The following is a 537-nucleotide window of genomic DNA, read 5'->3' as shown; positions in this document are numbered from 1 at the left end:
GCCCGGACGTGGTGCTGCTGGTCGGTGGCACCGACGGCGGGGACGCCGACACGCTCACCCACAACGCGACGCGGTTGGCGCGGGCCCGCTGGCGGGTGCCGGTGGTGCTGGCCGGCAACGTCGACGTGCGGGACGACCTGCACGGGCTGCTGGCCGGCGCGGGGGTGCCGGTGACGGTGGCGGACAACGTGCTGCCCCGGATCGGGGTGCTGGCGCCGGTGTCGGCGCGGGCGGCGATCCGGCAGGTGTTCCTGCGGCACGTGATCGGCGGTAAGCGGTTGTCCCGGGGCGGCCGGTTCGCCCGGTTGGTGCGGGCGGCCACCCCGGACGCGGTGTTGACCGGGGTGGAGGCGCTGGCCGATGTGGTCGGTGGTGATCTGGCCGTGGTCGACGTGGGTGGCGCCACCACGGACGTGTACTCGGTGCTCACTCCCGACGAGCGGGCCAGCGGGCCGGGCCGGGAGGTGGCCGGCGCGTTGTGGCGGGCGCGGACCGTGGAGGGGGACCTGGGGATGCGGTGGAGCGCCCCGGGGGTGG

Annotated in this window: 1 protein-coding gene; it reads left to right on the top strand. The window is 76.7% G+C overall.

The window, feature by feature from the left end; all coding sequences use genetic code 11:
• Window positions 1-537: glutamate mutase L (locus C1I95_RS34365; RefSeq protein ID WP_199524051.1), on the top strand; the 537-nt coding region annotated here is incomplete at both ends.

This window comes from Micromonospora craterilacus (genome assembly GCF_003236315.1).
GTDB classification, from domain to species: Bacteria; Actinomycetota; Actinomycetes; order Mycobacteriales; family Micromonosporaceae; genus Micromonospora; species Micromonospora craterilacus.
Note: the sequence above shows the minus strand (reverse complement) of the source record. Positions and strands in the feature narration are given on the sequence as shown.